Source organism: Aestuariibaculum scopimerae, from assembly GCF_059428085.1.
Genome location: NZ_CM182089.1, coordinates 3,156,639 through 3,178,904 on the forward strand (window position 1 = coordinate 3,156,639; position 22,266 = coordinate 3,178,904).

Below are 22,266 nucleotides of genomic sequence, written 5' to 3' on the forward strand. Positions count from 1 at the left end.
AATTACTATTTTTGCGCATGCAACATGACAAGGTACTAATTTTAGACTTCGGATCGCAATACACCCAGTTAATTGCCCGTAGAGTTAGGGAACTCAACATATATTCCGAAATACATCCATTCAACAAAATTCCGTCAAATATTGAAAGCTACAAGGCTGTAATTCTTTCAGGAAGTCCTTTTTCTGTAAGAGGTGAAGAAGCATTGCATCCAGATTTAAGCAACATTAGAGGTAAAAAACCCATGTTGGCTGTTTGCTATGGTGCTCAATATTTAGCTCATTTTTCAGGGGGTAATGTAGCACCTTCAAATACTAGGGAGTATGGTCGTGCCAATCTGTCTTTTATAAAAAAGGAAGAGCCTTTTTTCGATCACATCCAGGAAGGCAGTCAGGTTTGGATGAGCCATAGTGATACCATAAAGGAATTACCAACAAAAGGTGTGCTAATAGCCAGTACCAATGATGTAACAAATGCAGCATATAAAATTGAAGACGAGCAAACGTATGCCATTCAATTTCACCCTGAAGTGTACCATACTACCGATGGCAAACAATTGCTTCAAAACTTTTTGGTAGCTATTGCTGGTCTTAATCAAGACTGGACACCAGATTCTTTTGTAGAGGAAACTGTTGAAGCCATTCAAAAAAAAGTTGGTAACGACAAAGTAGTATTGGGTTTATCGGGGGGTGTAGATTCTACGGTAGCAGCAGTGCTTTTAAACAAGGCCATTGGTAAAAATCTATACTGTATTTTTGTCAATAATGGGTTGCTTCGTAAAAACGAATTTGAAAGCGTTTTAAAACAATATGAGGGCATGGGGCTTAACGTTAAAGGCGTGGATGCTTCCAAGCGCTTTTTAGATGCTTTGGCAGGGGTGGATGACCCCGAGAAAAAGCGAAAAGCCATAGGTAATGCCTTTATAGAGGTGTTTGATGATGAAGCCCACCAAATAGCAGATGTTAAATGGTTGGCACAAGGTACCATTTACCCCGATGTTATAGAAAGTGTTTCGGCAACAGGCGGACCCTCTGCCACCATAAAGAGTCACCATAACGTAGGTGGCTTACCAGATTTTATGAAGCTTAAAATAGTAGAACCGCTTAGAGCTATTTTTAAAGATGAAGTAAGACGTGTGGGGGCTACATTGGGTATAAATCCAGAGTTATTGGGGCGTCATCCATTTCCAGGCCCAGGGCTGGCTATTCGTATTTTAGGGGATATCACTGCAGAAAAAGTACGTATCTTACAAGAAGTTGATGCTATATTCATTAATGGCCTAAAAGCATGGAACCTATATGATAAAGTATGGCAGGCAGGAGCCATGTTGTTGCCCGTAAACAGTGTAGGGGTGATGGGCGATGAGCGTACTTATGAAAAATGTGTTGCGCTTAGAGCTGTAGAAAGTACCGATGGTATGACAGCCGATTGGGTGAATTTACCATATGAATTTCTTCAAAAAACATCCAACGATATAATAAATAAGGTAAAAGGCGTTAATAGAGTAGTTTATGATATAAGTTCGAAGCCGCCGGCAACTATAGAGTGGGAGTAATACGTATATAGGATGTTTAAGTTCACTTTTGGCATGTTTGTTGTCATTTTTATGGTAAATAAAAATTAAAGTATAGATGATTAGATTTTTTTCCGGTTTATGTTTAGTGTTGTTATTTAGTTTTAATACAATTAGTGCACAAAATTTTAGTACACACCAAGTAAAAAAAGGAGAAACCCTAGAAGGGATTACAGCACGCTACCATGTAACAAAATCTCAACTTTACACCCTAAATCCCGATTTAAAAAAGGGACTAAAGCCCAATACCATATTAATTATCCCCATTTCAAAAGCCAACCCACCTAAAGTTACAATAACCAAAGAACTGCAGGGCTTTAGAGATCATAGAGTTAGTAGAAGAGAAACGCTGTACAGCTTAGCAAAGCGCTATAACATTACAGAAGATGATATAAAAAAGTACAACAAATTTTTATATGCCAATACACTGCAAAAAGGCGATAAACTTCAAATTCCAATATTTAAAATAACTGAAACAGAAGAAGTAGTAGAGGCTACAAAACCTTATATCGTACTTCCCAAAGAGGGTAAATGGCGTATTGCGTATAAATTTGGCATTACCATAAAAGAACTGGAGGAGCTTAACCCTAATATGGGCGAAACACTGCAAGAAGGACAGCAAATTTATGTACCAAATTTGGACGATGCCAGTAAGAAAGAAGTAGATGAAAGGTATAGTTATTATAAAGTATTGCCCAAAGAAGGGTTTTACCGTTTAAAAATTAAGTTGGGCCTCGAGCAAAGTGAGTTAGAGACTTTAAACCCAGAATTAAAAGAAGCCGGTTTAAAAGAAGGGATGATATTAAAAATACCGTATTCCAGTTCGGGTATTGGTGTCTTAGAACGTGAACCGGAAAAGACCAACTTAAGTAATAGGATATCAGATTTTAGTACCAAGCATATAGCAGTTATGCTACCGTTTAGATTAAATCGTGTTGATTTCGATTCTGTTTCAGGAACCAAAAGAAGCATAAAAAAAGACCCTTACCTTAATGCATCCCTTGATTTTTATTCAGGCGTGTTAATGGCTATAGATTCCTTAAAAGCCTTAGGAGTGTCGCTTAAAGTAGACGTTTACGATACCAAGCACCAAGTAAGTGAAGTTAATAGGATTATTAATGAAAATGATTTTGAAGATGTAAATGCTGTTATAGGGCCGTTAACCCCAGAGACTTTTGATAAAGTCGCTACAGCATTAAAACCATACAACACCCCTGTAATATCGCCAATTGGCACCAATTTAAAACTGTATGACAATGTATTTCAATCAAGGCCAGCTGATAATTTATTGAAAACTGAAATTATAAATTTTGTAAAGGCCGACACATTGCCTAAAAACATCATCATTATTTCAGATTCCAAGAACGCAACCGTTGCCAGCGATCTTAAGCGGGAGTTCGCATATGCTAGATCGGTATATTCAAGAAAGAACAAAGAAGGTAAAGATGAAAACTACGTTTTAGTTGATGATATAAAGAATGTTCTAAAGCCAGGTAGGAACATAGTATTTTTAGAAACCCAAAATGATGGTTTTGCATCTAATGCAACTAGTATTTTGGCTTCTTTAATCCAAAAAGAAGATAAGGACAAAAAACTGGAAGGCATTGAAATTGTATTGGTTACAACCAATTTTAATGGCGCTTTTGAAAGTGACGATATTTCTAATGAGCACTTATCCAGACTTAAATTTCATTTTGCTACATCTGCAAGAAGTTATAATGAAGCAGATAACAATATGTTTGTTAAAAAGTATGAACAAACGTATGGTGTAACACCAGATAAGCGTGCTACTAAAGGGTTTGACTTAACTATGGATGTTGTGCTGCGTATGGTTACATCAGAAGATTTATATATGTCGGTAAACCAAACACCGCTTACCGAATATGTAGAAAACAAATTCAGTTACAAAAAACAACTGTTTGGCGGGTATTATAATGCTTCTGTCTATTTGGTTAAGTATGATAACCTGTCCGTTGTAGAAGTAAAACAGTAAGTTTGCTGCCCGATAAACAATTCCTTATAGATTTAGCGCATACCAAAATGCCTTTTGGTAAATATAAAGACCGCTATTTAATAGACCTGCCCGAATATTACATTGTTTGGTACCACCAAAAAGGCTTCCCCAAAGGAAAATTGGGTAATATGCTTCAACAGGTTTACGAGCTTAAATTAAATGGCTTAGAGGATTTGGTACGAAATATTAGAAAGCAGTATCCTAAATGAATTTCAAAGTTTTAACTAGTTAGGGGTGTTTGCATTTAAAATTTTCGGTCTTCTATATTGTTAATAACAACCTATTAAATAACTAAAAAACAATTCGGAATTAACTATTTTAATTTTGTAAATTTGCCTGCGTTTATAAGCGCAACATGACAACGACAGCAAAATTTATATTCGTAACCGGTGGGGTTACATCATCACTAGGAAAAGGTATTATAGCGGCATCTCTTGCCAAGCTATTACAGGCACAAGGATACCGAGTAACCATTCAAAAATTAGACCCTTATATTAATGTAGATCCAGGAACACTAAACCCCTATGAACATGGGGAGTGTTATGTTACAGAAGATGGTGCAGAAACCGATTTGGATTTAGGGCATTATGAGCGCTTTTTAAACGTAGCAACTAGTCAGGCAAACAATGTAACTACAGGACGCATCTACCAAAGTGTTATTCAAAAAGAACGTCGCGGTGAATTTTTAGGTAAAACGGTACAGGTTGTTCCGCATATTACCGATGAAATAAAAGAGCGTATTCAACTTTTAGGACAATCGGGCGATTACGATATCATTATAACAGAAATAGGCGGAACGGTTGGAGATATTGAATCGTTGCCTTATATAGAAGCCGTGCGCCAATTGCGTTGGGATTTGGGCGATAATAACGGTATTGTTATTCATTTAACCTTAGTGCCGTATTTAGCGGCTGCAGGCGAATTAAAAACCAAGCCCACACAGCATAGTGTAAAAACATTAATGGAAAGCGGTGTGCAGGCCGATGTTTTGGTTTGTAGAACCGAGCACGACTTACCAGCAGATTTACGAAGAAAACTAGCCCTATTCTGTAACGTTAGGGAAGAGGCTGTGATACAGTCTATAGACGCTTCCACCATATACGATGTACCAAACCTAATGTTACAGCAAGGATTGGATAAGGTTGTATTAAAAAAACTGGCCCTAGAAAGTTCGGAGCCAGATATTACCAGATGGAATCAGTTTTTAGAAAGACATAAAAATCCTAAAACCGAAATAAACATTGGCCTGATAGGGAAATATGTAGAATTGCAAGATTCCTATAAATCCATATTGGAAGCCTTTATCCATGCTGGTGCCGAGAATGAAGTACGTGTGAATGTAGAATCCATACACTCTGAATACATCAACAAAGACAATGTTAAGCTTAAGCTAGCGCACTTAGATGGTGTTTTGGTAGCACCAGGGTTTGGCGAGCGTGGTATAGAAGGTAAAATAGATGCCGTACAATATGTTAGGGAACATAAAGTACCTTACTTTGGTATTTGTTTAGGTATGCAAATGGCCGTTATTGAATTTGCCAGAAATGTTTTAGGAATTAGTGATGCCGATTCTACTGAAATGAGCCCGAATACCAGCAATCCGGTTATCGATTTGATGGAAGACCAAAAGAATATTACCGATAAAGGTGGTACCATGCGTTTAGGGGCTTGGGATTGTGATTTAAAAATGGGAAGTGCTGTTCGCGACATCTATAAGTCTGAAAACATTAAAGAGCGCCACAGGCACCGTTATGAGTTTAACGGTAAATACCTGGCTTCTATGGAAGAAGCGGGTATGTTGGCAACGGGCTTAAACCCAGAAACAGGATTGGTGGAAATTATAGAGATTCCAGATCATCCTTGGTTTGTAGGGGTACAATACCACCCAGAATATAAGAGTACCGTAGCAAATCCACACCCCTTATTTGTGGCCTTTGTTAAGGCCGCTTTAAACTATAAAAAGAGACATGTGAATGCCAGAATGGCACAAAATTAATATTGGACAGCTTTTTGACAGATGGGGTTGAGCTAAAATTGAAATAAATGGAAGAAAAAAAAATTGATATTAATTCGATAATAGGGTTTGTACTTATTTTCGGAATTTTAATGTACATGCTCTGGCAAAACCAACCTACGCCAGAAGAACTTGAGGCCCAAGAAAAGGCCAAACAAGAACAGGTTGAAGCCGATAAAAAAGCTAGCAAACCACAAGACAACGAAACACTTGTTACAACTGCCGATGACTTTTCAGCAGGAACAGACTCTTTAAAATTAGAGGCCTTAAAAAATAAATTAGGGGCTTTTGCTTATTCTGCAGCCAATGCCTCTGATACGGAAACTACTGTAGAAACAGATTTGCTTACCTTAAAATTCAATAACAAAGGGGGCTACCTTTCAGAAGTTAAGCTAAAGAAGTTTGTCGATTTTAGATCAGAACCCATCTACATTATAAAAGACAACAATGCTGCTTTTAATATCAATTTTGGAACAACCGATAGCAGAATTCTAAATACAAAGGATTTATATTTTGAGCCTACAGTTACCAAAAATGGTGATCAAACAGTGGTTTCTATGAAGCTTAAAGTATCAGAATCTAAGTTTTTAGAATACCGCTATGCTTTGAAGGATGATGATTATATGATGGATTTTAATATCCGTTCACAAGGGTTAAGTGATGTTATCAATAGTTCACAAGACATTAATTTAGATTGGACCCTTAAAACGTACCGTCATGCCAAAAGCTTGACCTACGAAAACCGTTATACCGAGGTGGTGTTTGAGTATGAAGACGGTAAGGATGATTATTTAGGGCAGCGGGAGCTTACAGAAGATAACGCAGAAGCCGTTACGTATGTAGCCTTCAAACAACACTTTTTTACCTCCATATTATTAACAGACACGCCTTTTAAAACGGGCTATTTTAAGTCTGAAAACTTAGTCCAGAATGAAGATGTAGATACGGTATATACCAAAGCCTTTGCCACAAAATTACCTATTGAACTTGCAGGTGGCGAGATTAATAAAAATATGAATTGGTATTATGGGCCCAGCGATTATAAAATATTAAAAGCCTATGACAGGAATTTAGACGAAATCGTGCCTCTTGGATGGGGTATTTTTGGTTGGATAAACAAACACCTGTTCATTCCGTTTTTTGCACTTTTGGGTAGCTTCTTGCCTTACGGCATAGCTATTATTGTGATGACCATTGCCATTAAATTATTATTATCCTTTGTGCAATACAAACAGTTCTTATCGCAGGCCAAACTTAAAATCTTAAAGCCAGAACTGGATGCTATCCGCGAAAAGCACAAAAACAACAAAATGAAGGCACAACAGGAAACCTTGGCCTTACAAACCAAGGCAGGAGCAAGCCCTATGGCTGGGTGCTTACCGGCATTAATACAATTGCCCGTATTTTATGCCTTGTTCCAGTTTTTCCCTTCAGCGTTCGATTTACGCCAAAAAAGCTTCCTTTGGGCCGAAGATTTATCGTCGTATGATACCATTGCCGAACTGCCATTTAAAATTCCATTTTATGGTGACCACGTAAGTTTATTTCCGTTATTGGCATCAATTGCCATATTCTTTTACATGCGTTTAACCACAGGGCAACAGGTAGCCACACAACCACAGCAGGAGGGGATGCCCGATATGGGTAAAATGATGAAGTACATGATGTACTTTTCACCCGTAATGATGTTGTTCTTTTTTAACAATTATGCTTCTGGGTTGAGTTTGTATTATTTTATTTCCAACATCATCAGTATCGGTATTATATTGGTCATTAAAAACTATATCCTAGATGAGGATAAGATACATGCCCAAATTCAAGAAAAGAAAAAGAAACCGAAAAAAGAAAGTCGTTTCCAGAAGAAGATGAAAGAAATGATGGAGCAGGCCGAGCAACAAAAACAGATACAAAAAAAGCGTAAGTAATAGGATATAGCCGACTGTTTAACTTAATCAGTTCAAAACTTTAACCTAATTAGTTCAAGACTTTAACTTAATCAGTCCAACAGATTAACCTAATCAGTTGGACTGATTAACTTTTACCAACTAGTCAATGGCATAGAGGTCATAATCAGCGCTTTAATATTTGGTGACTTATGGATATTGTTTAATTTTGATACAAATTTAGTTGCATTTTAGATACTTAAAAAAGTACATATGAAACACCCACTAATCATTATTTTATTTTTAACAACCTGTTTGGTAACGGCCCAAAACATAAATCAGTTTGACGGGCAAGGCAAACGCCACGGTATTTGGAAAAAGTATTTTGAGGATACAGATGTGCTAAGGTATGAAGGAGCCTTTTTCCATGGCAAGGAAGTGGGACTGTTTAAGTTTTACAAGTACATAAATAACAAAGCGGTGCTTACGGCCACAAAATTATTTAGTAAAGATAGTAACATAGCGGATGTGAAGTTTTTGGCTTCAAACGGAAAAATTATCAGTGAGGGACAAATGGACGGGAAGTTATACATAGGTACCTGGAAATACTACCAAAAAGATTCGAAAAAGCTATTAATTTTAGAAACCTATAATAACGTGGGGCTTTTAGAAGGCGAGCGTTTTGTTTACTACCCTGATGGACAAGTAGCTGAGCACCAAAATTATAAATCGGGCAAACAGGATGGGCTTACAACAACCTATTCGGAGAAAAATGTGGTTTTAAGTGAACTGGTTTATGCAAATGGAGAACTGCATGGCATGTCTAAATACTACGCCCCAACAGGTGAATTAATTGTACAAGGCGCCTATAAAAATGATAAAAAGCATGGTATTTGGAAATACTATGAAGATGGCACCTTAGTTGATGAAAAGGATTTCACTTATTAATGCTATAATTAAAAAGCTCCTTAATTTCTTAAGGAGCCTCTTTTTCATAGGCAATTTTTGCTATTAATCAATTGCCAAACTAAACCAACTACAACTACTAACTAATATTTTAATGTTCCCTATTTAAGGTAAAATTACTTTATCAATAACATGCACTACACCATTGGTTGCTTGTATGTCTACCAAAGTGGTTACAATATTGCTTACCCTTCCGTTGCCATCTGTTAAGGTAAATAATGAGGCATCGGCAGTAATATCGCCACCAAGGGTAGAAACTGTACCACTTGTTAACTGGCTGGATTGTACATTAGCATTAACAATATGGTGCAATAAAACAGCATCTACCGTAGATGTTTCAAGATCTGTTAAAGCCGTCTTTTCTAATTCAACTAGTACAGATGCAAAGGCATCATTGGTTGGAGCAAATACAGTAAATGGCCCAGCTGTTGCATTAGAAACGGTTTGTATATATGGAACCGTTGGCGAGCCTGTATCTGCATACGCAAGGGCTTCAACTAAAATAGATAATGCAGGATTTGAGGTGGCAAATGTAGCAATGGTGGGTAAATCTATAACCTCATCAACAATATGTACAATACCGTTGGAAGTTTCTACATCGGCCGTTATAACTGAGGCACCTCCATTAAAGGAAACCCCAGAAGTACCGTTAAAATAAAGACTTAACTTTGTAGCATTGGGTCCATCGGCCAAAGTATTTGCATACCCTGTATTACCTAAAAGTACCGATGACTCAATATTGGCATCGGGAATAACGTGGTTTAACAAGATTTGGGTAAGGACGTTATTAGGCACTTCAGATAGCGAACTAAAGCCTTTAGCGTTTAAAAAAGCTGTAAATGCTGCATTAGTTGGTGCTAAAACGGTTTTATTGCCTTCGGCGGTTAGAGCATCTACTAAACCAGCTTTAACTACGGCATCAACCAGGATGCTTAAGTTTGACACAGATTGTGCTGTTTCTACAATGTTTAATTGTTCGGGAGTTGAATCGTCATCATCACTACAAGAAAATATGACCACAAGGCCAATTACTAACAGTGCTAATTTCTTTAAATCTTTTAACTTTTTCATATCCATATATTTTTTTGTTTAACAAATATAATATATAATTAAACAAAAAGTCAAATTTTGTTTAACTTTTTTTTAAAATAGTAAAACATTTAAGTATACAGATTTGTTAGATTACTCTTAATTATTGATTAAATTTTATAATAATACGTATCTTTGTGCACTAATTTTTTTTTTGATGAAACGAGTTATAATAGGGTTATCTGGAGGCGTAGATTCTAGCGTTGCAGCTTATTTGTTAAAGCAGCAAGGTTATGAGGTTATTGGCTTGTTCATGAAAAACTGGCATGATGATTCTGTAACGATTTCAAACGAATGTCCGTGGCTGGATGATAGTAACGATGCCATGTTAGTTGCCGAAAAGTTGGGCATTCCTTTTCAAACAGTCGATCTAAGTGAGCAATATAAAGAACGTATTGTAGATTATATGTTTCATGAATACGAACAGGGACGTACACCAAACCCCGATGTATTGTGCAATAGAGAGATTAAGTTTGATGTTTTTATGAATATTGCATTGGAGTTGGGAGCCGACTATGTGGCTACGGGCCATTATTGTAGAAAAGGGGTTATTCAAAAAGATGGTAAAGCCATCTATCAATTACTGGCAGGTGTTGATGTTAATAAAGACCAATCTTATTTTTTATGCCAGTTATCACAAGAGCAGTTGGCAAAATCCTTATTTCCAATAGGGGAGTTAACAAAACCAGAAGTAAGGAAGCTTGCTACGGAATTGGATTTAGTGACTGCCGAAAAGAAAGATTCTCAGGGACTTTGCTTTATTGGTAAGGTAAAGTTACCAGATTTTCTTCAACAGCAATTAAAGCCCAAAGAGGGGGTTATTGTAGAAATTCCTAAAGAACAGACGATTTTTAGTGAGGAAATACCCAGTTTTAATTCTGAAGAAGAAAAGCTGCAATACCTATCTCGTAAAATAGATTATAAAATAGATTATGGTAAAGTTGTAGGCAAACACCAAGGCGCCCATTACTTTACCAAGGGGCAGCGCAAAGGCTTAGCGGTTGGTGGCACTTTAGAGCCTCTATTTGTTATAGATACCAATGTAGAGGAAAACGTTATTTATACCGGGCAGGGAAAAGAACACCCTGGTTTATTAAAAAAGGCCCTATTTGTAACCAATAAGGAACTGCATTGGATAAGAACAGATTTGGCATTGCGAGTTGATGATACTATGCAAGTTAAAGCAAGAATACGTTACAGACAGCCATTACAAAAGGCCACCTTGCACAAAGTGTCAAGCGGATTATATGTTGAATTTGAGGAATTTCAGTCTGCCATAACCGAAGGGCAGTTTGTGGCGTGGTATATAAATGATGAGTTGGTAGGTTCGGGAGTAATTTCATAACTTGCAATAGCTTAAATCGTTTTGTAATGAAAATAATCCTGCTTTTTGTCATGCTATTTAGCTATCAAGCAATGCTTTTGGCACAAGAAGATGCATGGATTTATTTAACCGATAAAGCTAATGTAACCAACGCCATAGCCAATCCCATTACCATTTTAACACAAAAGGCCATTGATAGAAAAAATGCGCATGGTGTTGTTATAGATGTCCGTGATGTTCCCGTTAACGAAACCTATATTTTACAACTTAAAGCCCAAACAGGTATTACCGTATTAGCGAAGTCTAAATGGTTTAACGCCGTGCATGTTAGGGGAAGCCAATCTGATATTAATGCACTTACAGGTTTAAGCTTTGTAAGTGCCATAGATTTTGCAAATAAAAACTTGAATACCTCTAAAATGGTTAAACAGAAAACCATATCTAAATTGGAAGTGGTAACAACCGATTTTAATTATGGCAATGCGGCCAACCAAATAGAGATGATTCATGGTAATGATTTGCATTTAGATGATTATACTGGAACAGGTATGACTGTGGCGGTATTGGATGCAGGATTTCCTAACGTAAATACCATGGCAGCGTTTCAAAAACTAAGGGATGATGGAAACCTTTTAGATGATTATGACTTTGTTAATCGGGATGATGATGTATATACCAATGCCCTAAGCAATCATGGCACCTTGGTTTTAAGTACTATGGCCGGTTATATAGAAAACCAGTATGTTGGTACGGCACCAGACGCCTCTTATTACCTATTTGTTACCGAAGATAGTGCTAGTGAGAACCCTGTAGAGGAAAGTTATTGGGTTGAGGCTGCCGAACGCGCAGACAGTTTGGGGGTAGATGTAATTAATACGTCCCTGGGATATAAAACTTATGATAATCCTAATTATACACATCCCAATACCAGTCTAGATGGTTATACAGCTTTTATTACCAAAGGAGCCAATATCGCTTTTGAGAAAGGATTGCTACTGATTAATTCTGCTGGAAACGATGGCGATAATGGTGTTAATGCACCAGCCGATTCGCCTAATGTGCTGTCCGTTGGAGCTGTAAACGCCTCAGAAGGATATGCTGCATTTAGTTCTAAGGGAAGTGCCATACAGCCAACCCAAAAGCCTGATGTGGTAGCACAAGGACAATCCAGTTATGTTATAACACAAAACAATGCCATTGGAACAGCAAACGGAACATCTTTTAGTTCTCCTATATTAGCGGGAGGTATTGTTTGTTTGTGGCAAGCCTTACCTAATAAAACCAATGCCGAGATTATGCAATTGGTTAGGGAATCGGCATCACAATACAGTGCACCCGATTATTTTTTGGGGTTTGGTATTCCCAATTTGTATTTGGCTTACAATTTAGGGATATCAATGGATAGTGACGAAGCCATTATCACAGATATTACCTTGTATCCTAATCCCACAAGTGGTGAGGTATTTATTATGATACCATCGTCTGCAAAATATGCATCAGTAACTTTATTTGATGTTTTAGGAAAAAAAATAAATGACTATATGGTTTCTAAAGACCATAACAAAATAGATATATCTACATTATCAAAAGGTATGTATATTGCAAAAATTGAGACTACAAGTGCGTATAAGACCTTTAAATTAATAAAGAAGTAATGGCTAATAGAATTACCCAATTATTTAATATTAAGTACCCCATTGTTCAAGCAGGAATGATTTGGAACAGTGGTTGGCGGTTGGCATCTGCAGCCAGTAATTCAGGTATTTTGGGACTTATTGGAGCAGGGTCTATGTACCCAGAGGTACTACGAGAGCATATTCAAAAATGTAAAAAAGCCACGAATAACCCCTTTGGTGTTAATGTACCCATGTTATACCCAAACATAGCGGAGGTTATGGACATAATTGTGGAAGAAGGGGTTACTATAGTGTTTACTTCTGCAGGGAACCCAAAAACATGGACCTCTTGGTTAAAGGAACGAGGCATAACGGTAGTTCATGTGGTGAGCAGTTTAAAGTTTGCATTAAAGGCGCAAGAAGCTGGTGTTGATGCTGTTGTGGCAGAAGGTTTTGAGGCCGGAGGACATAATGGGAGGGATGAAACAACCACATTTACGTTGATACCTATGGTGAAAGAGCACATTACCATTCCTTTGATAGCTGCTGGAGGCATAGCCACTGGAGCTGCGATGCTAGCTGCGATGGTTTTAGGAGCCGATGGTGTACAAGTAGGCAGTCGTTTTGTGGCTAGTGAAGAAAGCTCGGCGCATGATGCTTTTAAGCAAATGGTGGTTCAGGCTAAAGAGGGCGATACGCAATTAACATTAAAAGAGTTGGCACCAGTACGTTTAATTAAAAATAAGTTTTATGATGATATACAGTCGCTTTATAAAACAGCACCAACAGTTGATGATCTTAAGCAACTATTGGGGAGAGCTCGTGCCAAACAGGGTATGTTTGAGGGGAACTTAGAAGAAGGGGAACTGGAAATAGGACAGATTTCTGGTTTAATTCATGATATAAAGCCTGTGTCGCAAATTGTTGAAGATATGGTTCTGGAATTTAAACAGGCAAAAGATCGTATGTCGCACCTGTAAACAGAATAAAAAAGGGGAAAACTAGTTTTCCCCTTTAATTATAGAAACGGCAAGCCCCGAATATTTTTAATCCCTTATAAAAATCAAGCTATATGTTTCTCATTGCTATTAATTATTTATCAGAGAGCATTTTTAAGATGACGCAAGTTAAGAAAATACTGTCTTTATTTAATCGAAAGTTGTTTAGAGTTATTAACATTTGTTAAGATGTACCTAATCTAAAGTTTACTTTTGCTGCATGCAAATAAAAAGTTACACAAAAGAATTTAAATATAACTGGCAGTTGTCAGCACCAGTAATACTAGGTATGTTGGGGCATACTTTTGTTAGTTTTATTGATAATATTATGGTGGGGCAGCTAGGAACAGCTGAACTCGCTGCCGTTTCCCTAGGTAACAGTTTTATGTTTATAGCCATGTCTTTAGGTATAGGGTTTTCAACAGCCTTAACACCTTTAATTGCAGAGGCAGATGCCGAAAAAGATATTAAAAAAGGGAAATTAATATTTAAGCATGGTCTATTTTTATGTACGGTTTTAGGCATTCTACTTTTTTTAATGGTATTTTTTGCAAAACCACTTATGTATTTAATGCAGCAACCCCCAGAGGTGGTTGCATTGGCGATACCTTATTTAGATCTGGTAGCCATATCATTAATACCTTTAGTTGTATTTCAAGCATTTAAGCAATTTAGTGATGGCCTTTCTATGACGCGCTACCCTATGTATGCTACTATTTTGGCCAACATTATAAATATTGTTTTAAACTATGTATTGATTTTTGGTAAGCTGGGACTTCCAGAAATGGGCATTGTGGGTGCAGCCTATGGCACACTCATATCTAGAATAATAATGGCTTGGCACCTTTGGGTATTGCTTGCAAGAAAAGAAAAGTCTAAAAGTATGGTTACAAACATTAAGTTGTGGACTTTAAATAATGCCATGTTTAAAAAGATATTGAACTTAGGAGCTCCCAGTGCCATGCAAATGTTTTTTGAGGTGGCTATTTTTACTGCAGCTATATGGCTAAGCGGACTTTTGGGTAAAAACCCCCAAGCAGCCAACCAAATAGCTTTAAACCTTTCATCCATGACCTTTATGGTTGCTATGGGGTTAAGTGTGGCATCTATGATTCGTGTTGGTAACCAAAAGGGCCTACAAAATTACATAGATTTAAGACGTATAGCATTTTCAATTTTTCTTTTGGGTATTATTCTAGCCTCTTGCTTTGCTGTTATGTTCTTTTTGTTTCATAATCAGTTACCAAAATTGTATGTGGATTTTGATGATGTTGATAATTTATTAGATAACACCGAAGTAATTGGCATTGCTTCTAAATTGTTAATAGTGGCAGCTATTTTCCAGATAAGTGATAGTATTCAGGTAATTGTATTAGGGGCATTGCGAGGGTTGCAAGATGTAAAAATACCAACGCTTATAACATTTATATCTTATTGGCTCGTTGGGTTTCCCATTAGCTGGTTTTTCGGGAAATCATCTGCGTTAGGCAGCTTCGGTATATGGTTAGGTTTGTTGGCAGGATTAACTACAGCAGCGATTTTATTGTATATTCGGTTTAATTATTTAACGAAAAAGCTAATTTTGTCAACTAACAACTAACAACTAACAACTAACAACTAACAACTAACAACCATTATGGCGTTACCAAAATTCATACTAGGCGATAACACCGATTACCCCAATGCTATTTTTGTTATCCATACCGAATTTCCCAGATTTATTATTAATCTTGAAGATGACGAGATTGAATGGTTTGAGGATTTTGATGCAGAGGATGAAAAAGAATTACTTGCAGAAACTGAGAACATGGTTAAACTAGCCACAGAATTTTATGATTCTGAAATTGCTAAATATGAAGAATAGCACATATTTTTTTAATTTTAAGCCAAAATTAAGGTTACTAAAATAAATTTGAATGATTGAGCAACTTTTAGAATATGATACCGAACTGTTTTTATTTTTAAACAACCTAGGTTCACCAACATGGGATAATTTATGGTTAACCATAACACATAAAATAACATTTGTTCCGCTGTATTCTATCTTATTGTTTTTGTTGTACAAAAAGTTTGGTGTTAAGTCCCTTATTGTTTTTGTAATTACTGTGGCGTTGATGATTACGTTTACAGACCAGATAACCAATGTTTTTAAACGTGGTTTTGCCAGGCCCCGTCCTTGTGGTGAAGCCGATTTAATAGACCAGATGCGTTTTATTGCTGTACGTTGTGGTAAGTACGGATTTTTTTCGGGGCATTCGTCTAATTCTATGGCTGCGGCTGTTTTTGCAGGGTTGTTACTAAGACCCTATTTTAAAAATTTAATCTTTATACTCTTGTTTTGGAGTGCTGTAGTTGCATACAGTAGGATATATGTTGGTGTACATTATCCACTAGACATTATTTGCGGATTAACCTTTGGTGCTATTTCTGGGTACGTATTTTATAGGTTGTCCATATACCTGTTAAAACGCTTTGGGATGGTAAATGTCTAGTAGAAGCTCTTAGTTTTAAATTGTTCTAAGCATTTTTTGTGTCTAGGTTTAACAGATAATCAGCAGCTGCAAAGGGTGTTGTTTTATTTGTTTCAATAAGCTTTAATTGTTCTTCTAGAGCTGTTTTTATAACAGGGTTATTAAAAAAGGTAGTTTTTAAGGTATCTTTAATAGTTTCAGTAAGCCAAAATTTATTTTGTTCGTTTCTATGGGTGTTAAAGTAGCCATTTTGGGTTGTTGTTTCTATATAGTTTTCAATCAAACTCCAAATATCATGAATACCTTCATTTTTTAAGGCACTACAAGTGGTTACTTTAGGTTGCCAACCCGAAGCCTTCACAGGGTATAAGTGTAAAGCTCTAGTGAGCTCAGTTTTGGTTAATTTAGCAGTTTTTACATTATCACCATCCGCTTTATTGATAGCTATGGCATCAGCCATTTCAATAACGCCGCGTTTAATGCCTTGCAGCTCATCACCAGCACCGGTAAGTTGCAGCAGTAAAAAGAAATCAACCATACTATGTACTGTTATTTCACTTTGGCCTACACCCACGGTTTCAATAATAATTGTATCAAATCCAGCAGCTTCACATAACGTAATGGTTTCTCTGGTTTTTCTGGCTACACCTCCTAGTGTTTCTCCAGTGGCAGAAGGTCTAATAAATGCATTCTTGTTTTTTACCAAAGCTTCCATGCGAGTTTTGTCTCCCAAAATGCTACCTTTAGTTATCGAACTACTAGGATCTATGGCCAATACTGCCACACGCTTTCCAATACTAGTTAAATAGGAACCAAATGTTTCTATAAAGGTGCTTTTTCCAACACCCGGTACGCCTGTAATACCAATTCTAATGGATTTATTGGCATGGGGCAAACATGCCTTTAATATGGTATTGGCTTTTTTAAGATGTGTGGGGTTATTGCTTTCTACTAAGGTAATGGCCCTGCTTAAAGCCACAATATCTTTGTTTAATAGGGCTTTTACCAGCATTTCGGCATTTGGTACAGCATGGCGTTTTTCTTTAATGTTTTTAATAGAATTGTCATTAGTGGTTTCCACATTAGAAACCCCTTTGTTTTCCCGTAAAGCTGAGTCTTTATTTTTTGCCACTACAATACGATTGTTTTATTACAATTTACAATTTTATTTTTTAGTAGGAAGCAGAAAGCACAGGGATGAATGTGGTTATTTAAGCGGTACAGCAATTTTTACATCGTCCCAAGCCATAGTTAGAAATAAATTATCTGTAGAATTATCAAAAGCGATGGTAAACTGCTCTACAATGGTATCTAAGTCATGCACAGGAACCTCAATGTCAATAACATCATAATTAGGGTCCCACATGGGTTGCATTTCAGAGTTAACTCCCCAAGAGTATTGTTTAGAGTTAAAGATTACCGTCCAAACCGAATCCTTAGGTACGGTCCATAATGTATACTTTCCAGCAGGTAGCGGAATACCTTTAACCTCTAAGGGCTGGTTGGTTTCAAAAGTGGTAGCTTCATTGGCACCAGTACGCCACACTTGGTTATAGGGTACCAAGCCACCAAAAATCTCTCGGCCTTTTTTATATGGCCTGTTGTAAAAAACTTCCAGTTTTAGATCGTTTAGCTTAAATTCAACAGTATCTTTAGGGCTTAAGCGGTTATCAAAAATATTTTCAACAAAAAAGGAGTATAAAAATAGCCCTACTGCTACAATGGATAGTAGAATTAAAACACGTTTTAAAAATGTATTCATAAATTGAATTTTTTTCGGATATAAAGATACTTTAAAAAGTCATAATTAATAAAATGCAAACGTACATTTCTTTAGTTTTGTTTTATTTAGGTAAAAAAAATATTTTTTTGCAACACAGCACTTTTTTAGTCGTCTTTATAAATGAACTAACTTAAACCAAAAGTAAAATCAAGTATGTTTCAGGTTGACATTATTGAGCAATGTAAACAAAACAATCGGAAAGCACAATTGCAGTTATACAACCAGTACTGCGACGGGATGTATATTGTTGCCAAACGATTTTTGAAAGATGCTGAAGATGCCGAGGATGTGGTACAGGAAGCTTTTATTAAGGCCTTTTCTAAATTACATCAATTTAAGGCAGAAGTTACTTTTGGAGCCTGGTTAAAACGTATTGTCGTTAATAAAAGTATAGACTTCTTGAAATCTAAAAAACAACAACTTGTTGAATTAGAGGAGGTGCACCTAAAAGTTGTAGATACTTCATATGATGACAAATGGTTGGTAGACGATGCAATTACATTAAACGATGTAAAAGAAGCAATTAATAAGTTACCTGATAAATACCAGTATGTTGTGATGCTGTACTTGATTGAAGGATATGATCATCAGGAAATTTCAGAAATATTGAATATTACCGAAGTGGCATCGCGCACAAATTTATTTAGAGGTAAAGCAAAATTACAAGAACTGTTAACACTTAAAAAAAATGGCACAAGATATTAGAGCGTTGTTTAAGGACGACCAGACGAAGCATGAAAAGATGCCTGAAAATCATCAAGCACGATTTATTGAGAAATTGGATAAAGCATTGCCTGTTAAAAGTAAATCGAATTACAGTTGGTTAAAAATAGCTGCTAGTATTGTGGTTCTTCTTGGACTTGGTTTTGGAGCGTTTAAGTTTTTTAAACCCACTGCAGTACCTGTAACTAATGTTGCGACAACCAATAATACAGTTGAGACTAAGACTTTGGGAGATGTGTCTCCAGGGTTGAAGAAAGTGGAAGACTATTATTTGGCGAGCATTAATTTAGAACTGTCAAAAATAAAACCCACTGCCGAAACCAAAGAATTGTTCGATGGTTATTTAAACCAATTAAATGAGCTTGATGAAGAATATAAGCGCTTATCATTAGAGCTCACAGAATCTGGACCTAGTGAATTAACGGTTAATGCATTGATTGACAATTTGAAGTTTCGTTTAAACTTATTGTATCGCTTAAAAGCACAATTAAAAACATTAAGCACTTCTAAAGACAGTAAGGTTGAGGAAGTGACACAATCCATCTAAAAAAATCAAAAAATGAACAGATCAATTATAAACAAACTAGTATTTGTTTTAAGTTTTTTTATGGCTGGGCACATGGGTGCACAGCAAAAGCTAACAAAAGTTTCACAATCTATAGACGTTAATAAAGATGTTACTATCAATTTAAATACAAGCTATAGCAATATTGTATTCGATACATGGAATAGAAATGTTGTTGAAATTGAAGCCTATATAGAAGGTGAAAAATTAAGTAAGGAAGAACTTGAAGCAGTGTTAAAAGCTTGGGATATAAATGTAGATGCTACTAAAAATAATGTAGCAATTACTACAAAGGGCAGTGGCCATAACTTGTGGACACATCGCATTGCAGGTGATGAAAATGATGCCGTACATGCTGTGCTAAGAGAATTAAAGTTTGAACTCGCAGACATGCCAGAAATGGACTTTGATTTTGACTTTGTAATGCCTCCTATGCCACCAATAACTGAAATCCCCGATTTACCAGAATTGCCAGAATTGCCAAACGGTATTAATAAGATACAATTTGATTATGAGGCCTATAAAAAAGATGGTGATAAATATTTAGAGGAGTATTCTAAAAAGGTAGAATCTACTTTTGGTAAAGATTATGAAGAAAGAATGGCCGCTTGGGGTGAAAAGTTTGAAAAAGAATGGAGCGAAAAATATGCTGCACAAATGGAAGCTTGGGAAGAACGTTTTGAGAAGCAAATGGAAAAACACCAAGATAGGCTAGAAGATCAAAAAGAACGTGCCGAAGCTATGAAAGAACGCCATGCTGAGCGCCATGAAACCCAAAGAAAGATTCATGAAGACCGTATGAAAGAACGCGAAAAACTGGCTGACAAAAGGCGGGTTTTAATTGAAAAACTGGTGCATGAAAAAAACAATTCTAATGTAAAAAAGACCATCAAGATCAAAATACCTAAAAACGCTAAGTTAAAAGTAAATGTTAGGCATGGTGAAATTGAATTTGCATCGAATGTTGATAATTTGAAAGCAGACCTGTCTTATACCAAACTAACAGCAAACAGCATTAATGGAAGTTCAACTTCCATTAATGCTTCTTATTCGCCCATCCATATCGTGTATTGGAACTTGGGAGAGCTTAATTTAAAGTATGTTAAAGAGGCTAGAATAGATCAGGTAAAACAGATGGTTTTAACTTCAAACTCTTCTAATGTTACCATTGGAAAATTGTATGGTAATGCTATAATTAATGGTACTATTGGTGAATTAAATGTTATGGGTATAGATGATACGTTTTATAACTTAAATATTAGTTTAGAAAATAGTAATGCAACCATAAACCTTCCTAAGGTTGCTTACAACTTGCAGTATACGGGCAATCGATCTATACTTAAACACCCAAAAAAAGCTGCAAATAATACCAACGCTTCGTTTTCTACTGGAAATTTAGATAGTGGTAAAAGCATTATAGTTAATGCCAAATACAGTAATGTTATTATGGAATAGTACTACTATAACTTTAATTATCATTGATTTTCACCTCACAAGCTTCTATAATCATTGATGCATCTGTTAAATAATCAAACCATATAATAGCCTCATTCTTCTTAAACCAAGTTAATTGCCTTTTAGCAAATCGACGGGAATTTTTTTTTATTTCAGATATTGCAAAATCCAGAGTCCATTTACCATCCAAATAATTAAACAGTTCTTTGTATCCAACAGTATTTAAGGCATTAAGGTCTTTATGGACATGTAATGATTTTACTTCATCTAACAAGCCCTGTTGCATCATCATGTCCACACGTTGGTTAATTCGGTTGTAGATAATAGGTCTATCGGCAGTTAATCCAATGCTAATGGTATTAAAAGCTCTGCTAGATTTTTTCTTATTTAAAAATGATGAATAAGGTTTACCAGTGCCTATGCAAATTTCCAACGCACGAATTACACGATGGGGGTTATCTATAGCGATACTCTCATAGGCCACAGGGTCTAATTGTTTTAATTGGTTTTGTAAATAGGGGAGCCCTTCATTTTCTAAGGCAGTGTTTAAATGGGTACGTATGGTTTTATCAACATCGGGAAAATCGTCTAATCCTTTTATAATAGCATCAACATAAAGGCCAGAACCTCCAACCATAATAACAACATCGTGTTTTTTAAATAACGTATTAATGCCATTTAGAGCCTCTTTTTCAAAGGCACCTACATTATAGTCGTCTTTAATGGATTTGTGGTGAATAAAGTGGTGCTTGGCAGCTGCCAATTCTTCTGTAGTCGGTGCGGCTGTACCAATTTGCATTTCCTTAAAAAACTGTCGGGAGTCTGCCGAAATAATCTCTGTATTAAAATGTTTGGCAAGTTTAATGCTCAAAGCCGTTTTTCCAATAGCAGTAGGACCAACTATAGAAATTAAAAATTTATCCATGATTTAATTTATGGCCACAATTATAGCAAAACCCGGCATGGTCTTTATGGTTTTCAGCTGTACAATTTCCGCATGCTTGTGTATTAAGATGCATTCCAGTTTCTTCTGGCCTTTTTTTGTCTTTAGTTTGGTTGGTATATTCCGCCGATACAATACCTGTTGGTACTGCAATGATGCCATAACCCAGTATCATAACCAAAGAGGCTATAAATTGCCCTAAAGCTGTTTGTGGAGCAATATCACCAAAACCAACGGTTGTTAACGTTACAATACACCAATACACACTTTTAGGAATATTGGTAAAGCCGTTTTCCTCACCTTCAACTAGATACATGATGGTGCCAAGAATAATAGCAACAATAATAACTGCAAATAGAAACACCGATATTTTGGCCCTACTAGCTTTAATGGCATTTAACAAGTTATTAGAAGCTCCTAAATACCGGGCCAGTTTTAAAATCCTGAAAACCCGTAACAAACGTAAAGCACGTAAAGCAGCTAGGGCATGCACCCCGCCAACCAATAGCGAGATATATTTAGGAACGGTAGATAAGAAATCTATAATGCCATAAAAGCTAAAAATATATTTTATTGGTTTTTTTACACTAATAATTCGGGCGATGTATTCCAAACTAAATAGAATAGTAATAATCCATTCTGAAATGTTAAGAAAATTATGGTACCGATTATCAAAACTAGTAATGCTTTCCAGCATTACAAGTAGTATGCTTGCTAAAATAGCAAACAACAAAACAATATCAAATAATTTACCTGCAGGCGTATCGGCCTCGTAAATAATTTCATGAAGTTTTTGTTTCCAGTTGGGTTGTGTTTGGTTGCTCATTTAAGTTCAAAATTAAGAAAAGATA

The 22,266-nt window shown here is 36.3% G+C and carries 20 protein-coding genes; 15 read left to right on the forward strand and 5 right to left on the reverse strand.

Annotated features, from left to right (window positions below):
- Nucleotides 1-17 precede the first annotated feature (17 nt).
- The 6 genes from guaA (at nucleotide 18) to AC5SR4_RS13740 (ending at nucleotide 8,430) form a co-directional block, all read left to right on the forward strand.
- The gene (guaA, locus tag AC5SR4_RS13715) at nucleotides 18-1,553 is read left to right on the forward strand and encodes a glutamine-hydrolyzing GMP synthase (protein ID WP_495356840.1); all 1,536 of its coding nucleotides are present in this window, start codon (nucleotides 18-20) and stop codon (nucleotides 1,551-1,553) included.
- Nucleotides 1,554-1,629: 76 nt separating this feature from the next.
- Nucleotides 1,630-3,564, forward strand: coding sequence for an amino acid ABC transporter substrate-binding protein (locus AC5SR4_RS13720; RefSeq protein WP_495356841.1), 1,935 nt, complete (start codon nucleotides 1,630-1,632; stop codon nucleotides 3,562-3,564).
- Nucleotides 3,565-3,566: 2 nt separating this feature from the next.
- A complete protein-coding gene (locus AC5SR4_RS13725) occupies nucleotides 3,567-3,794 on the forward strand; it encodes a DUF3820 family protein (protein ID WP_495356842.1) in 228 nt (75 codons plus the stop codon).
- 146 nt (nucleotides 3,795-3,940) lie between these two features.
- Nucleotides 3,941-5,581, forward strand: a complete 1,641-nt coding sequence (gene pyrG / locus AC5SR4_RS13730; RefSeq protein ID WP_495356843.1) for a CTP synthase — start codon at nucleotides 3,941-3,943, stop codon at nucleotides 5,579-5,581.
- A gap of 47 nt (nucleotides 5,582-5,628) precedes the next feature.
- Entirely contained in the window at nucleotides 5,629-7,524 is a 1,896-nt protein-coding gene (yidC, locus tag AC5SR4_RS13735; RefSeq protein WP_495356844.1) for a membrane protein insertase YidC, read from the forward strand.
- A gap of 231 nt (nucleotides 7,525-7,755) precedes the next feature.
- The gene (locus tag AC5SR4_RS13740; RefSeq protein ID WP_495356845.1) at nucleotides 7,756-8,430 is read left to right on the forward strand and encodes a toxin-antitoxin system YwqK family antitoxin; all 675 of its coding nucleotides are present in this window, start codon (nucleotides 7,756-7,758) and stop codon (nucleotides 8,428-8,430) included.
- A gap of 123 nt (nucleotides 8,431-8,553) precedes the next feature.
- Here the strand turns inward: AC5SR4_RS13740 and AC5SR4_RS13745 are convergent, their stop codons facing one another.
- A complete protein-coding gene (locus AC5SR4_RS13745) occupies nucleotides 8,554-9,519 on the reverse strand; it encodes a fasciclin domain-containing protein (RefSeq protein WP_495356846.1) in 966 nt (321 codons plus the stop codon).
- Nucleotides 9,520-9,694: 175 nt separating this feature from the next.
- On the opposite strand from AC5SR4_RS13745, the gene mnmA reads away from it, so the two are divergent.
- The 6 genes from mnmA to AC5SR4_RS13775 all read left to right on the forward strand — a co-directional run bounded on the left by mnmA (nucleotide 9,695) and on the right by AC5SR4_RS13775 (nucleotide 15,967).
- Nucleotides 9,695-10,882: a tRNA 2-thiouridine(34) synthase MnmA gene (mnmA, locus tag AC5SR4_RS13750; protein WP_495356847.1), complete on the forward strand. Its 1,188-nt coding sequence runs from the start codon at nucleotides 9,695-9,697 to the stop codon at nucleotides 10,880-10,882.
- Nucleotides 10,883-10,908: 26 nt separating this feature from the next.
- Nucleotides 10,909-12,516: a S8 family serine peptidase gene (locus AC5SR4_RS13755; protein WP_495356848.1), complete on the forward strand. Its 1,608-nt coding sequence runs from the start codon at nucleotides 10,909-10,911 to the stop codon at nucleotides 12,514-12,516.
- On the forward strand, nucleotides 12,516-13,457 hold the full coding sequence (locus AC5SR4_RS13760) for an NAD(P)H-dependent flavin oxidoreductase (RefSeq protein WP_495356849.1): 942 nt from the start codon (nucleotides 12,516-12,518) through the stop codon (nucleotides 13,455-13,457). Before AC5SR4_RS13755 ends, AC5SR4_RS13760 begins: the two co-directional genes overlap by 1 nt.
- Before the next feature lie 238 nt (nucleotides 13,458-13,695).
- Nucleotides 13,696-15,075 (forward strand): MATE family efflux transporter, encoded by a 1,380-nt coding sequence (locus AC5SR4_RS13765; protein WP_495356850.1) that lies wholly within the window; start codon nucleotides 13,696-13,698, stop codon nucleotides 15,073-15,075.
- A 36-nt stretch (nucleotides 15,076-15,111) separates the two neighbouring features.
- The gene (locus AC5SR4_RS13770; protein ID WP_495356851.1) at nucleotides 15,112-15,339 is read left to right on the forward strand and encodes a DUF8828 family protein; all 228 of its coding nucleotides are present in this window, start codon (nucleotides 15,112-15,114) and stop codon (nucleotides 15,337-15,339) included.
- A 52-nt stretch (nucleotides 15,340-15,391) separates the two neighbouring features.
- Nucleotides 15,392-15,967 (forward strand): phosphatase PAP2 family protein, encoded by a 576-nt coding sequence (locus AC5SR4_RS13775; RefSeq protein WP_495356852.1) that lies wholly within the window; start codon nucleotides 15,392-15,394, stop codon nucleotides 15,965-15,967.
- A gap of 25 nt (nucleotides 15,968-15,992) precedes the next feature.
- Here AC5SR4_RS13775 and meaB read toward each other — a convergent pair whose 3' ends face one another.
- Nucleotides 15,993-17,078: a methylmalonyl Co-A mutase-associated GTPase MeaB gene (gene meaB, locus AC5SR4_RS13780; RefSeq protein ID WP_495356853.1), complete on the reverse strand. Its 1,086-nt coding sequence runs from the start codon at nucleotides 17,076-17,078 to the stop codon at nucleotides 15,993-15,995.
- 75 nt (nucleotides 17,079-17,153) lie between these two features.
- On the reverse strand, nucleotides 17,154-17,708 hold the full coding sequence (locus AC5SR4_RS13785) for a DUF2911 domain-containing protein (RefSeq protein ID WP_495356854.1): 555 nt from the start codon (nucleotides 17,706-17,708) through the stop codon (nucleotides 17,154-17,156).
- A gap of 174 nt (nucleotides 17,709-17,882) precedes the next feature.
- Between AC5SR4_RS13785 and AC5SR4_RS13790 the strand changes: the two genes are divergently transcribed.
- From AC5SR4_RS13790 to AC5SR4_RS13800, 3 genes are read left to right on the forward strand one after another with little or no spacing between them, the layout of a single operon-like run.
- Complete coding sequence (locus AC5SR4_RS13790) at nucleotides 17,883-18,434, forward strand: RNA polymerase sigma factor (RefSeq protein ID WP_495356855.1); 552 nt, start codon at nucleotides 17,883-17,885, stop codon at nucleotides 18,432-18,434.
- Nucleotides 18,418-18,999 carry a hypothetical protein gene (locus tag AC5SR4_RS13795; RefSeq protein WP_495356856.1) on the forward strand — a complete coding sequence of 194 codons (582 nt, stop codon included), beginning with the start codon at nucleotides 18,418-18,420 and terminating at the stop codon, nucleotides 18,997-18,999. The genes AC5SR4_RS13790 and AC5SR4_RS13795 overlap by 17 nt, the downstream gene beginning before the upstream one ends.
- Nucleotides 19,000-19,011: 12 nt before the next feature.
- Entirely contained in the window at nucleotides 19,012-20,472 is a 1,461-nt protein-coding gene (locus AC5SR4_RS13800; protein ID WP_495356857.1) for a hypothetical protein, read from the forward strand.
- A 13-nt stretch (nucleotides 20,473-20,485) separates the two neighbouring features.
- Here the strand turns inward: AC5SR4_RS13800 and miaA are convergent, their stop codons facing one another.
- Both miaA and AC5SR4_RS13810 read right to left on the reverse strand, forming a co-directional pair.
- A complete protein-coding gene (gene miaA, locus AC5SR4_RS13805; RefSeq protein ID WP_495356858.1) occupies nucleotides 20,486-21,397 on the reverse strand; it encodes a tRNA (adenosine(37)-N6)-dimethylallyltransferase MiaA in 912 nt (303 codons plus the stop codon).
- Nucleotides 21,390-22,241 carry an ion transporter gene (locus tag AC5SR4_RS13810; RefSeq protein ID WP_495356859.1) on the reverse strand — a complete coding sequence of 284 codons (852 nt, stop codon included), beginning with the start codon at nucleotides 22,239-22,241 and terminating at the stop codon, nucleotides 21,390-21,392. Before AC5SR4_RS13810 ends, miaA begins: the two co-directional genes overlap by 8 nt.
- Between the last annotated feature and the right edge of the window lie 25 nt (nucleotides 22,242-22,266).